This window comes from Salinibacterium sp. NK8237, assembly GCF_015864955.1.
GTDB lineage: Bacteria > Actinomycetota > Actinomycetes > Actinomycetales > Microbacteriaceae > Rhodoglobus.
The window spans coordinates 2034400-2047119 of the sequence record NZ_JADYWE010000001.1 but is presented as its reverse complement, the minus strand read 5'-3'; the positions used below and the strand labels follow the sequence as shown (position 1 = coordinate 2047119).

12 protein-coding genes are annotated in these 12720 nt (G+C 62.0%); 4 read left to right on the top strand and 8 right to left on the bottom strand.

Annotation, left to right across the window (positions count from 1 at the left end; all coding sequences use genetic code 11):
• Nucleotides 1-48: 48 nt before the first annotated feature.
• A complete protein-coding gene (locus I6E56_RS09885) occupies nt 49-747 on the bottom strand; it encodes a TrkA family potassium uptake protein (protein WP_231606304.1) in 699 nt (232 codons plus the stop codon).
• Nucleotides 740-2098 carry a TrkH family potassium uptake protein gene (locus I6E56_RS09880; RefSeq protein ID WP_197137744.1) on the bottom strand — a complete coding sequence of 453 codons (1359 nt, stop codon included), beginning with the start codon at nt 2096-2098 and terminating at the stop codon, nt 740-742. Before I6E56_RS09880 ends, I6E56_RS09885 begins: the two co-directional genes overlap by 8 nt.
• A 91-nt stretch (nt 2099-2189) precedes the next feature.
• On the opposite strand from I6E56_RS09880, the gene I6E56_RS09875 reads away from it, so the two are divergent.
• Nucleotides 2190-2792 carry a CrcB family protein gene (locus tag I6E56_RS09875; protein ID WP_197137742.1) on the top strand — a complete coding sequence of 201 codons (603 nt, stop codon included), beginning with the start codon at nt 2190-2192 and terminating at the stop codon, nt 2790-2792.
• Nucleotides 2789-3163, top strand: coding sequence for a CrcB family protein (locus I6E56_RS09870; RefSeq protein ID WP_197137740.1), 375 nt, complete (start codon nt 2789-2791; stop codon nt 3161-3163). The genes I6E56_RS09875 and I6E56_RS09870 overlap by 4 nt, the downstream gene beginning before the upstream one ends.
• 31 nt (nt 3164-3194) lie before the next feature.
• On the opposite strand, the gene I6E56_RS09865 is transcribed toward I6E56_RS09870, so the two are convergent.
• Nucleotides 3195-3635 carry a nitroreductase family deazaflavin-dependent oxidoreductase gene (locus I6E56_RS09865; RefSeq protein ID WP_197137738.1) on the bottom strand — a complete coding sequence of 147 codons (441 nt, stop codon included), beginning with the start codon at nt 3633-3635 and terminating at the stop codon, nt 3195-3197.
• Between the two features lie 95 nt (nt 3636-3730).
• Here I6E56_RS09865 and I6E56_RS09860 point away from each other — a divergent pair, with 95 nt between their 5' ends.
• Nucleotides 3731-4222, top strand: coding sequence for a hypothetical protein (locus I6E56_RS09860; protein WP_197137735.1), 492 nt, complete (start codon nt 3731-3733; stop codon nt 4220-4222).
• A 30-nt stretch (nt 4223-4252) separates the two neighbouring features.
• Here the strand turns inward: I6E56_RS09860 and I6E56_RS09855 are convergent, their stop codons facing one another.
• Nucleotides 4253-6823 carry a LuxR C-terminal-related transcriptional regulator gene (locus I6E56_RS09855; RefSeq protein ID WP_197137734.1) on the bottom strand — a complete coding sequence of 857 codons (2571 nt, stop codon included), beginning with the start codon at nt 6821-6823 and terminating at the stop codon, nt 4253-4255.
• A 90-nt stretch (nt 6824-6913) separates the two neighbouring features.
• Between I6E56_RS09855 and I6E56_RS09850 the strand changes: the two genes are divergently transcribed.
• Nucleotides 6914-7870, top strand: coding sequence for an NAD(P)-dependent oxidoreductase (locus I6E56_RS09850; protein WP_197137733.1), 957 nt, complete (start codon nt 6914-6916; stop codon nt 7868-7870).
• 80 nt (nt 7871-7950) lie between these two features.
• Here the strand turns inward: I6E56_RS09850 and rhaS are convergent, their stop codons facing one another.
• The 4 genes from rhaS to I6E56_RS09830 form a co-directional block, all read right to left on the bottom strand.
• Nucleotides 7951-8970, bottom strand: a complete 1020-nt coding sequence (rhaS, locus tag I6E56_RS09845; RefSeq protein WP_197137731.1) for a rhamnose ABC transporter substrate-binding protein — start codon at nt 8968-8970, stop codon at nt 7951-7953.
• A gap of 61 nt (nt 8971-9031) precedes the next feature.
• The gene (locus I6E56_RS09840) at nt 9032-10075 is read right to left on the bottom strand and encodes an ABC transporter permease (protein WP_197137729.1); all 1044 of its coding nucleotides are present in this window, start codon (nt 10073-10075) and stop codon (nt 9032-9034) included.
• Complete coding sequence (locus I6E56_RS09835) at nt 10072-11061, bottom strand: ABC transporter permease (protein WP_197137727.1); 990 nt, start codon at nt 11059-11061, stop codon at nt 10072-10074. Before I6E56_RS09835 ends, I6E56_RS09840 begins: the two co-directional genes overlap by 4 nt.
• Nucleotides 11058-12575, bottom strand: coding sequence for a sugar ABC transporter ATP-binding protein (locus I6E56_RS09830; protein WP_197137725.1), 1518 nt, complete (start codon nt 12573-12575; stop codon nt 11058-11060). Before I6E56_RS09830 ends, I6E56_RS09835 begins: the two co-directional genes overlap by 4 nt.
• Between the last annotated feature and the right edge of the window lie 145 nt (nt 12576-12720).

The following is a 12720-nucleotide window of genomic DNA, read 5'->3' as shown; positions in this document are numbered from 1 at the left end:
CTCTTGCTGCTATTCACGTGAGCCAGCGGTGTCGCCCAGTTGCGCCGATTAGCGACGAAGGCTGAAGGCTTCTGCCCGGTCGGTCGAACCCGAGACAAGGATGGTGTCATCGGCCGCGATCAGAGTGTCTTGGTCGGTGTAGGTCCACGCACCGTTTTGCGGGCGCACCGCGGTAATCGTCACGCCCGCTGTGGCGCGCACGCGCGATTCGCCCAGAGTTTTACCGACAATGCTGGCCGGCGGCGCCATCTTCACAAGCGAAAAGCCGTCACCGATCTCCAAGTAATCCTGCATCGAACCCCGTACGAGGTGCGCGACCCGGCGACCCATTTCCTTTTCCGGGTAAACCACGTGACTCACGCCGAGCTGCTCCAGAATTGTGCCGTGCGCATCGCTCACCGCTTTCGCCCACACGTGGGCAACGTTGAACCGCAACAGCAGTGAGGTGGTGAGGATGCTCGCCTGAATGTCACTTCCGATCGCGACAACCACGCGGTCAAACTCGGGCACCGCCAACTGTTGAAGCACCTCTTCGCGGGTGGAGTCGGCCGCAACAACATGGGTGAGCTGGCCGTTGAGTTCTTGCACGATCGACTCATCCATGTCGATGCCGAGCACCTCAGTGCCGTTGGCCATCAGCTCCAGCGCGAGGGCGCGACCGAAACGGCCCAACCCGATGACCGCCACCGAATCTGCGGCAGCCACACTCGAAGCATCCGAACCAGAGAACATGCGCAATTTAGCCAATGATCGGCCTTTCTTTGGGAAGTTCATACAGGACAGCGCGCTCACGTAGAGCGAGCGCGGTAGCGAAACCAATCGGGCCAAGGCGGCCAACAAACATCAGCACCGCAAGAATCAGTTGCGCCGCCACCGGCAGCTCAGGCGTGATGCCCTCGGAGAGCCCTACCGTGCCGAAGGCCGAGACCGTCTCGAAGAGCACGGGCCCTAGCGGCAGCCCCGAGAGCAGCATGATGGTCACCGTGGATGTCGCCACGACTCCCCCCGACAGCAAGACCACCGCGATAGCTTGGCGATGCACCGCGCGCGACAGTCGCTTGCCGAAAACGTTCACGACGCCGTCTCCGCGCACCTCCGCGAGGAGGATGAAGAACAGCACCGCGAAAGTCGTGACCTTGATACCACCGGCAGTGCCGGCCGGGCCGCCTCCGATGAACATAAGAGCGGTCATCCCGAACTGGGTCGCTTCGCTCATGGCGCCGATATCGATGCTGTTGAAGCCGGCGGTGCGGGTCTGCACGGATTGGAAGAACCCGGCGAGGATCTTGGTGTGCCAGTCGAGCGGGCCGAGGGTGGCGGGATTGTTCCACTCGATGAGCGTGATGTAGACGGCACCGGCAACGAGCAGCAGCGGAGTCGCGGCAACGACGATGCGCGTGTTCATGCTCCACTTGAGGCGGTTGCCGCCATAACGCAGCAATTGAATAATCACCGGGAATCCGAGACCACCGAGGATGATTTCGGCACACAGGGTGAGCGAGACCACCGGATCATCGACGAAAGACATCATGTTGTTGCTGTACAGCGCGAAGCCAGCGTTGTTGAACGACGACACCGCGTGGAAGAGAGCAAACCACGCCGCCTCCCCCACGCTGTAGCCGTAGCGAAGCAGGAACCAGAAGAAGAGGATGAGCGCACCAGCGCCTTCGATGATGAGCGAGATCTTGAGCACACCGAGAACCAGCGACCGCACGTCACCGAAACCAACATTCTTCGTCTCTGCCGCGGCCGTGATGCGAGAGCGCAGCGAGAGGCGGCGAACCACCGCGATGCCGATGATGGAGGCGAACGTCATCACGCCAAAGCCGCCCACCTGGATGAGCACCATGATGACGACCTGGCCGAAGCCCGTCCAATAGGTAGACGTATCGACAATCACGTGGCCGGTTACGCACATCGCAGAGACCGCGGTGAAGAATGCCTCGACGAGAGTGGCGCCGCCGGGACCGGTACGCGAAATGGGCAACGCCAGCAGGGCCGTGCCTGCTGTGATGCCGATCAGAAACCCGAGAAGGGTGAGCTGCGCTGGATGAACCAGTTTTCGCTTATTACCCGTCCCGCGAAGGATGTTGTGCACCGGGACACGATACGCCTGTTTGGGGCCAAACGTAACGACTTGTCATTCGCTATTCTTAACAACAACCACAGCAACGACCGGAGACTTCCCCGTGCCCCACGCCCCGGACGACCGGACGCAGGCTGACCGCACGCAGTCCGACGCCGACGAACTTCGCGCACCCCTCCGACGGCCGTGGTATTTCCCGCGCTGGAGACGGCGCCTGCGGGCCCGGCTGCCGATGAACAGCGACATCGAGATCACTCGCACCGTTGTGGGGATGCCGGAGATGATCCGCATCCGCCCCCGTCATCTTGCACTCGCCGCTCTCGGTGGTGGGCTTGGTGCTGCGGTGCGATTTATCATCGCGCAGACTACTCCGATCTGGGAGACGCTGTCTCTCGGCACCGTGATCGTCAATGTCGTTGGGCCCTTTCTGCTCGGGCTGCTGCTGCAGAGTCTGGCCGAACGTCAAGAATCTAGGCGGATGCGCGTGATCCGCCTGCTCACCGCCGTCGGATTCTTGGGCGCCCTGACGAGCTACGCGCAGCTTGCGGTCGACATCGTGATCGTCTCGGAACGCCACCACGTGCTGCTCGCTGTTGCCTACGGCAGCGCGACCCTCATCGCCGGAGCGGGAGCGGTATGGCTTGGCGTCTTTACGTCGAAGAGCTGGTTCCGCATCGTGCGCCAACACGAACGGTTGGTCCGATGATCATCGGGGCGCTCTTCATCACCGTCGCGGGCGGGCTCGGCGCCGCTCTGCGACTGGCTGTGAACGCGTTCGTGCACCGCCGCATCCGCACCAACTATCCGGTAGCGATGTCGATTATCAACATCACCGGATCATTCCTGTTCGGCCTGATCACCGGGATGACCGCCGGTCACTTTGTGCCCGTAGAACTCGGCCTGTATGCCGGAGTCGGGATGGTCGGCGGCTTTACGGCCTTCAGCACGACAAGCTTTCAGACTGTGCGGCTCTTGCAAGAAAACCGGGTGTGGCTCGCGATTGCGAACTCCTTCGGCATGCTTGCTGTCGCCGTGATGGTGGCAGCGCTCGGACTTATGATCGGCCGGGCGCTGTGACCCGACCGTTCGCTCGGTCCCGACGGCGCACTTAGGCGCTGATCGGCTCCAACACGAAGACCGGAATCTCGCGCTCGGTCTTGGCCTGGTAGTCCGCATAATCGGGGTAGGCAGCGACCGAACGCTCCCACCAGAGAGCCTTCTCGTCACCGGTTACCTCGCGGGCCATAAAGTCGCCCTTGACCCCCACATCGTGCAGCTCAACGTGCGGCTGAGCGACGATGTTGTAGTACCAGACCGGATGCTTCGGCGCCCCACCCAGCGAGGCAACAACGGCATAGTTGCCGTCGTGTTCCACTCGCATGAGCGCGGTCTTGCGCAGCTTGCCAGATTTAGCACCCACCGTTGTCAGCACGATGATCGGCATCCCGCGCATGAGGTTGCCCTCGTGGCCGTTGCTGTTCTCAAAAACGTCGGCCTGGTTGCGGGCCCACTCTGACGTGCTGGGTTCGTACTCTCCTGTAAGTGGCATGGCTCAACGTTACCTCCCGGTTTCTGAGCTTGCGCCTCAGAGATAGGTAGTTATTACTCACGCGCTCGCGCCGTGGCGAGCGGTTTACTTGGCGCATGATCACTTCACAGCGCGCGCTGAAAAGCACCATTGCCCTCGCCATCGCAGCTGGCCTCACGGTCTCACTCTCCGGCTGCTTCGGTAACCCCATCAAGGACTTCACCGACAACCTGGTCGAGAACACTGTTGAGAACGCGATTGAGGGTGCCACCGGCGTCGACGTGGATGTTGCGGGCGACGGCACGGGCGGCTCGCTGCCGAAGTCGTGGCCAGCAGAAGTGCCCGCGCCAGACGGCGACATTCTCTTCTCGCTCGGCATCGATGATGGCTACAGCGCCACCATTAGCGTCGGGGATGAAGCGGGCGCGCAAGCCGGCTACGACGAGCTCGTTTCCAGCGGCTTTGAAATGGTGTCCGAAATCTCTCTCGGCGACGAGGGCTTTCTCTACGGTCTGCAGAACGACAACTGGATCATTCAGTACTCGTGGGGCACGACCGAAGAAGACGGCACAATCGTGAACATGATCGTGTCTGCAAACGAGGGATAACGACCCGCCGCGTTCTCGCCGCAGCTACAGCTACAGCTCGGCGAGAACCTCTTCAAGCTCAACCCGACCCTTGACCCCCAGCTTGCGATAGATGCGAGCCAAATGGTTGTCAACGGTGCGCACAGACAAGCCGAGCTGCTCGCCAATTTCGCGACTGCGTTTGCGGCCAGCAGCAGCCCGAGCGATCGTCCACTCTCGTTCAGTGAGCTCGGCGGCGTGCGACTCCCCCGGCACCTGATCCATGTCAGCAGCGAGGCGGCGGGCGAGCAACGTTGCTTTGCGCTCCAACTCGCGCCGGTCGGCCTTGGCCGCGATGCGCGCACCCTCGAGAAGACCATCGACCGCGAGCGCGGCCACTCCCGAGGAGGCAAGAGCGGGGGCGAGTTCACAGAGGCGGGCGACATCCGCTTCGGCTAATACCTCTGCCCATTCACGGATGCTGGCCACCAGTGGCGAAGGCGAGAGGTGCGTCAGCAGTTGCAGTTGTTCGAGCGCGACAGCGGGATGCCCGACACGAATCGCCACCGTGAGAGTGAGGGCACTCAGCAAGAAGTGGCCGAGGATGATGCCCTCGGCTGCAGCGGCAACGATCACGTCGGCCGCATGCTCGGTGTTCCCTTCTGCCGCGAGCAGCCACGCTTCGCACTCGGCGCGCTGCAGAATCACTTTGGCGTCGCCGGCATGTTCTGGCGTGATTTCAGAGAGCAACTCTCTGGCTGTTTCTGGCTCTCCTAGTTGGGCGTCGATGGCCGCGTGCAAGGCGATCGCGGTGCCAAGCAGCCCCGTGAAGTCGCGCCACTTCAACTGCTCAACGGCCAGAGTGGCAAGCGATTGGGCATCGCTCAGTCGCCCTTCGTGCAGGCGCACAGTGGCGAGAGCGTATGACCACACCCCAGCGGAATCTGCGAACCTGTCGAGGCGGCGCTGAGTAGCAAAATCACGAGCCCGCACGATTTCAGCGGACGCAACGAGCGCTAAGAACTCGGAGAGATCAAGAAGCGAACTCGCGAACGGCGCTTCGAAGCGGAACGCGTTGGCGAGAGGCCGGGTCTGCAGAATGGCGGCAAACGCGTCGGTGGGATTGCCCGCCATCGTCGCGATCATCGCCGCGGTAAGTCCCGCGTTCACGGCGCCGAGCCCGCCCTCGGGAGTTACCGGGTCGGCGACCTCGGCGAGAGCGTGAGCGTCTCCGGTCATGAGCTGCCACTTGGCGAGCTCTGGCCGCAACACGGATTGGCCGCGAGCATCCATTCGTGACAATTCGCACGTCACCCGGTCGACCGCATCGGAGGGACGGGAGAGGCGATAAACCATGTGCTGCCCCCAGCGGGCGAGGGCCATGGCGCGTTGTTCGTTGTCGTTCGCCAAGCTAATCGCCGACTCGAACACTGCGGAGGCCCGGTCGGACTGGGCTAGAGCCGAGAGCGCACTCGCCAGCACCAGCTCGGGCGCGAAACGTCGCTCAGTGAGCTGAGCGCGTTCCGCGAGCGAAGCGGCAACAGCATGGTCGCCGGCCGCATGGGCATAGCTGGCTGCCCAATCCAGATCGTCATTGCTCATCGTCGCGTCGGTGGAGGTGAGCAGCACTGTCGCAGTGAAGCGCAGCTGCTGATCACCCATCGGAATCAACCGGCCCGCGATGTCTTTCACGAGCGCCGTGCGTTCGGCCTGCGGCAGGTCGATCGTAAGCGCCTCCGCGAACAGCGGGTGCGCGAGTCGCACAAGCGGGGTTGCCTCGTCGCCGGTGTCTTCTGCGATGCCATCGCTCGCAAGAAAGGCAAGCGCATCGGCCTCGTCGGCCAGCATCGCCGCCCGCGGGATCGGCTGCGCGATCGCAATCAGTTGAGCCAAGCGACGCTCTGTCGGAGCCAACTGCTGAACACGCTCGGCAATCGTCGCGCGAACATGCTTGGGCAAGGTTGCGACCGACACCTCAACACCGAAATCGCCCGTACGGATGCCGCCAGCCCGCCCCGCCGCGAAGATCAGTTCGCGCAGCATCAGTGGGTTGCCGCGGCTCGCCTCGAACAGGGCGCGAAGGCTTTCGGGGCGCAGTGTTCCGCCCAAATACTGTTGGAGGATCGACTGACTGTGTTCGAGGCTCAACCCTTCGAGCTCGACAATGTCGATGAGGTTTTCGTGCAGTAGACGGGCGAGCGGGCCAGAGACATCGTCGGAGTCGCGGGCGGTGAGCAGCGTCGTGACGCCAAAGACGCGCACGAGTTGATAGAGCACGCTCGCGGAGACGGCATCCAAAAGTGGGGCGTCGTCGATCACGAGTACGAACTTCTGGGGGTTCTCACCGACTACCCCGACGAGAGCCTGAACCCGATCACTCACGCTTTCGAGATCGTTTCTGCCCGCACTGGCCAGAACCGGCGCGAGCGCACCGAGGGGAACATCCACGAGCTCAGCAAGACCGATGACCGGCACCACAGTGCGTCCGTCGGCGCGCAGAGCGTGCGAGATGTGGGCGCCCAATGTTGTCTTGCCGACGCCGCTCGGGCCGCGCAACATGACCGAACGCGGTCGAGGGCCACGCAAGGCCGCGAGCACAGCATCCCGCTCATTTTCGCGCGGAAGAACGGGCCATCGCACCATGATGCCCCTCCCCGCCTCAACCGATGATGTGGCCGCCAGCATAGTGGCCGGGCGTTACAAGCTGAATACCCATCTATAAGGCATGCTGGAATGACCGCCGCCCGCTATCCCCCTCAGGAGACCTGCGCCATGATCACCATCGCTCTTCCCACCCAGCAGATCCATGACCGGCTTGCCCAGCAACTCACCGGAGCAAATGTGATCGTGTGGGGCCCAGCCGATGGCGCTCCCCCGGTTCACATCCACCTTGCACTGTTGGGGTACCTTGGCGCGAGTGGTGGGCTTAAAGCTTTTGCCGGCATGGATGTCGCAGCCCTCCAGTCGCAATCGCTCGGCTACGACGGCGTCGAAGACCGACTGCCTGCCGGAATCACCTACTGCAACGCCATCGGTGTGCACGAAGCCTCCACAGCCGAGCTCGCAGTCGGCATGATCATCTCTGAGCAGCGCGGCTTTCCGCAACACTTCGCCAACCAACAGACCGGCACGTGGGACCAGCACGAACAGCCCGGTGTTGCCGGCAAGACGGTCGTTATTGTGGGAGCCGGTGGCGTCGGCAACCAGATTGCCGACAAGCTTGCACCGTTCGACGCCAACGTGGTGCGGGTTGCTCGCACCAACCGCTCTGACGCCCGCGGCGCCATCCAATCAATGGATGCCCTGCCCGCGTTGCTTGGACGAGCCGACATCGCGGTCATCGCCGTGCCGCTCAGCGACGAGACGACCAAACTCGTCGACGCGGCCTTCCTGGAGTCGATGAAGCCCGGCGCGCTGCTCGTGAATGTGTCTCGCGGCAAGATCGTCGACACCGACGCGCTCGTGGCTGCGGCATCCGCTGGCCACGTTCGGGCAGCACTCGACGTGACCGACCCCGAACCGCTGCCAAGCGACCACCCGCTCTGGTCGACGCCCGGCGTGACGATCACCCCGCACATCGGCGGAGCAACCTCAGCCATGCACGCCCGAGTGGATGCCGTGATGCGAGACCAAACGCGTCGTCTCGTCGCCGGCGAACCCCTCGCTAACGTGGTGATTGACGGGCGCTAGGCGCTCAGAAACTAGCCCTCAGAGATACGAATGGCCCACCGGTTTCTCAACCGGTGGGCCATTCGTTCGTTGCGGAGGACTTAGAAGTCGAAGTCCGCGATGTTGTCGATGTTGAAGGTGTACGGGTCGCCCAAGAGCACGACGCCATCAGCACCAACCGTGTAGCTTCCGAGCTTGCCAGCGTCGAACTCGTCGCCTTCTGCACCGGTGATGTCGCCCTCGATCAGTGCCTTGGCACCGTAAGCAGCGAGGTAACCGAGGTCACCTGGATTCCAGAGAGCGAATGCCGTGACGGTACCGTCGTTGACGAAGTCACGCATCTGGTTCGGGGTTCCGAGACCGGTCAGCTGAACTTCACCCTTGAACGAGGAGTCCTGCAGGTAGCGTGCTGCAGCGGAGATTCCGACTGTCGTGGGCGAAACGATGCCCTTGAGCTCCGGGTAGGTCTGCAGCAGTGCTGCAGTCTTGTCGAAGGACGTCTGGTCGTCGTCGTCACCGTAAACGACCTCAACGAGTTCGATGTCGGGGTGGTTGGCGGCGAGCTCAGTCTTCATGAGTTCGATCCACGCGTTCTGGTTCGTGGCGTTGGCGGTAGCCGAAAGGATAGCGATCTGTCCCGCGTCACCGATCTGCTCAGCGATCAGGTCAACCTGAACCTTAGCGATTCCTTCGGAGTCGGCCTGGTTGATGAAGAGGTCGCGGCAGTCAGCGCTGGTGTCAGCATCGAACGTGACGACCTTCACGCCAGCATCCCGTGCCTCGCCGATGGCGTCGCACAGAGCCGAGGGGTCGTTTGCCGAGAGAGCAATCGCTCCAACACCCTGCTGGGTAAGCGTGTTGATGTAGCTGACCTGTCCGTCGGGGCTTCCCGTGGCGGGGCCAACTTCGGCGTAGGTTCCGCCGAACTCGGCGATGGCTTCTTCGCCACCGGCATCCGACGTATCGAAGTAAGCGTTTCCGAGGTTCTTGGGCAGGAAGGTGATGGACAGGTCGCCATCGCCGTCGCTGTCGCCACCGGTTGCAGCACAACCGGTAGCCACGAGCGCGAAGCTCACTGCGAGTGCAGCGAATGCTCCGGCGCGCTTTGAAGAGTTAAACATCGTCGTTCTCCTTTTGGGGATGTGAGTCGATGACTGTGACACCGACACTGGTGCAAGAAATTCAGCCGGTCGCGGTCGGTGAAGTTCCCTTGGTTCCTCCGGGACGAGCGCGCTTGCTGCGCACCCAGGCCAAGAAGCTTGTTCCCACCACAGACGCGATAAGCAGCGTTCCTGTGATGACGTTGATGACGTCAGAGGTGACGTTGGCGAGCCGGAGTGCACTCGCGAGGGTTCCGATGAGCAGCACACCGGCGAGTACACCGGGAAGAGCACCACGGCCACCGAAGATCGAAACCCCGCCGAGAAGCACGGCGGCGATAACCGAGAGCTCAAGGCCCGTCGCGTTGTCGCCACGAGCGCTGCCAAATCGCAGGGTGTAGTAGATGCCAGCGAGCGCTGACACGACACCGCTCAGCATGAAGAGGATGAACTTGGTGCGTTCGACGTTCACGCCCGAGAAGCGAGCGGCTTCTGGGCTGAGCCCGATCGCGAAGACTCCGCGGCCGAAAGTCGTGAAGTGAAGCAGGATGCCGAACACGAGCGCCAGCACCACAATCAAGATCACCACACTCGGGATGGCGGTGTCACCGATCTTCGACTTCGCGAGATCAGTCCAGAACTTGTTGAATTCGGTTACCGCGGTCGTGCCCAGGAGCCCAACAGCCAGTCCGCGATAGAGCGCGAGCGTGCCGATCGTGACGGCGAGTGAGGGCAAACCGACCATGGTGATGAGCGCGCCGTTGATAGCACCGGCGATGAGTCCCACGAGCAGTGCCACAAGCGCAGCAGCCGGAATCGGCATCCCGTTCTGGTGCAGTACGCCGACGGTGACACTCGAGAGCCCCACGATGCTGGCAACCGAGAGGTCGATCTCACCCGTGATGATGACGAGCGTCATCGGGAGGGCGATCAACAGGATGGGCGCAATGTCGAGGAACAGGTAGGTGATGGTGATCGGCTGCGCGAAGGCACGCACCGAAATCATCGACACAATGATCACGGCCGCAAGGGCGGCGATGACGGCGGCCTCACGCGAAATGAGGAGGCGGCGCCAGAGGGGCTGAGAGTAGTCGCGGTACGTGCGTGCCGCTATCGTGCCGGTCATGACTCGTCCCTCATTTCCAGTAGTTTGCGAGATTGTCGAAGCGCGAGGACGCGGTCAAGCACGATCGCTCCGATGATGAGCACGCCAACCACGGCCCGCTGCCAGAAGTCCTGAACCCCCAGGATCGGCAGCGCCCGGTTGATGGTGAGCAAGAGGAACGCACCAATTGCGGCGCCCCAGACCGTTCCGCTACCACCGAAGATGGCGACACCACCGATAACGGCAGCGCCGACAGCCTGCAGTTCGAGGTTCACGCCGGCTTGGGAACTCACTGTTCCGTAGCGGGCGGCGTAGAGAACACCGGCGAGACCGGCAAGAGCTCCCGAGAAAATGAAGGCAACGAGAACGCGCTGCGTGACCTTGAGCCCATAGAGGTTCGCGGCTTCAGGATCGGAGCCGATGGCGTACAGCTCGCGGCCGGCGCGCTGCGTGCGCAGGAACCATCCGGCTGCCACCAGCACGACGAGAGCAATGATGGTGAGCCAGGGAATTCCGAACAGCGAACTCGTGCCGAGGCTCAAGAATGCCGTGGGAAGGTCAGAGCCGTTGATGCGGTCGCTGCCGGTCCACAACACGTTGATGCCGCGGTAGGCATATAGCGTTCCCAGAGTAATGACGAGCGCCGGAACCTTGGCGAAAGCAACGAGCGCACCATTGATCAGCCCGAGGAGCCCGCCGAATACGATTCCGATCAGAAAGACGGCAATGATCGGGATGCCGGGAAGGTCGATAAAAAGGCGACCGGTCAGGTACGCGGTGAGCCCCAACACTGAACCAACCGACAGGTCGACGCTGCGCGTGATGATGACAATCGCCTGACCGACTGCGAGCAGCAGCAGGATCGACGGCGTCAGGAGTAGGTCGCGGAAGCCGTCGGGACTAAAGAGGAACGTAGGGTTCCGCGCGGTCGCGACAACAACGACGAGCACGAGCGCGATCATGATTCCAGTCTCGCGCGCTTTGATCAGTTTGCTGAGGACTCTCATGAGGCCACCTCCGCGTGGGTTGCGGCGAACATGACGGACTCGGCCGTGGCATCCGCTCGATCAATTTCTGCTGTGATGCGGCCTTCGTGCACGACAAGAACTCGGTCGGCCATGCCCAACACTTCGGGCAATTCGCTGGAGATCATGATGATCGCGAGGCCTTCAACCGCAAGCTCTGAAAGCAAGCGGTGCACTTCGGCTTTCGTACCGACGTCAATTCCACGAGTCGGTTCATCGACAATGAGCAAGCTCGGGTTGGTGGCAAGCCACTTGGCGAGCACCACCTTCTGCTGGTTTCCCCCACTGAGGGTTCCGACTTCGGTGTCGAGCGCCGAGGTCTTCACTTCAAGTTTTTGGGCCCACGTGCGGGCACTCGCGTTTTCGACAGCGCTCGTGATGAACCCGAACTTGGCGAGGGCCGAACGAATAGCGAGCGTTGCATTCTTCGCAACGGATGATTCGAGAACGAGCCCTTGGCGACGACGGTCCTCCGGCACCAAAGCGAGCCCGAGGTTCATGGCCGCTGCCGGATTGCGTTTCGGAATCCGCACACCGTTGATCGTGACGGTACCCGTCTTATACGGGTCAACCCCGAAGATGGCTCGCGCGATCTCACTGCGGCCAGCGCCGACGAGCCCAGCCAGCGCGACGATCTCGCCGGAGCGAACCGAGAAGCTGATGTCGTGGAATTCGCCAGGTTCGGTGAGACCTTCCACTACAAGGACTTCGTCGCCAATGGGCGCATCGATTTTTGGAAACAGCGACTCCACGTCTCGGCCGACCATTTGATGAACAATTTCATCAACCGTGGTGTCTGAGATGGGGCTTGTAGAGATGTAGGCACCGTCGCGCATGACCGTAACCGTGTCGCACAGGTCGAAAACTTCCTCGAAGCGATGCGAGATGAAGAGCAGCGCGCGGCCTTCGTCGCGCAGGCTGCGGGCAACGGCGAAGAGCCGTTCAACCTCGACGCCGCTGAGGGCCGCGGTTGGTTCATCCATCACGAGCACCTTGGCATCGAGCGAAATAGCCTTAGCGATCTCGATGATTTGCTGGTCGGCGATGGAAAGGCCCTGAGTCGGGCGATCGGGATCGATGCGCACGCCAAGTCGTTCGAAGAGGCCAAGGGCCTCGGTGTGCATCTTCTTGCGATCGATGCGCCCGAGTGATTTGACGGGCTGGCGGCCCATGAAGATGTTTTCGGTGACCGAGAGATCAGGAAAGAGCGTTGGCTCTTGGTAGATAACGGCGATACCGGCGCTCTTGGACTGCGCGGTTGAGCTGAAGTCGACGGTCGCACCTTCGAGGGTGAAGTCGCCACCATCGCGCTGGTAGAGACCAGCGATGATTTTCACGAGAGTGGACTTGCCCGCGCCGTTCTCGCCAACGAGAGCGTGAATCGAACCGGGGTGCAGCGCGAGGGTGCCGTCGGTCAGCGCGACCACAGAACCAAAAGTCTTGGCGATGTGTGAGAGCTCAAGCGTCGGTGCGCCTGGTGTCGTGTTTATCGACATCGTTGTCTACCTCGTTGTAATTGATGAGCTTAAGTGAAACGATTCACTGCTGTTCAGAAACGATAGGTGGCGATTATGGTCCCCGTCAAGTCCAGCCCTCGAATTGGGCATACTCTGTGACCAGAAACGTGCAAACTGCTGCCAT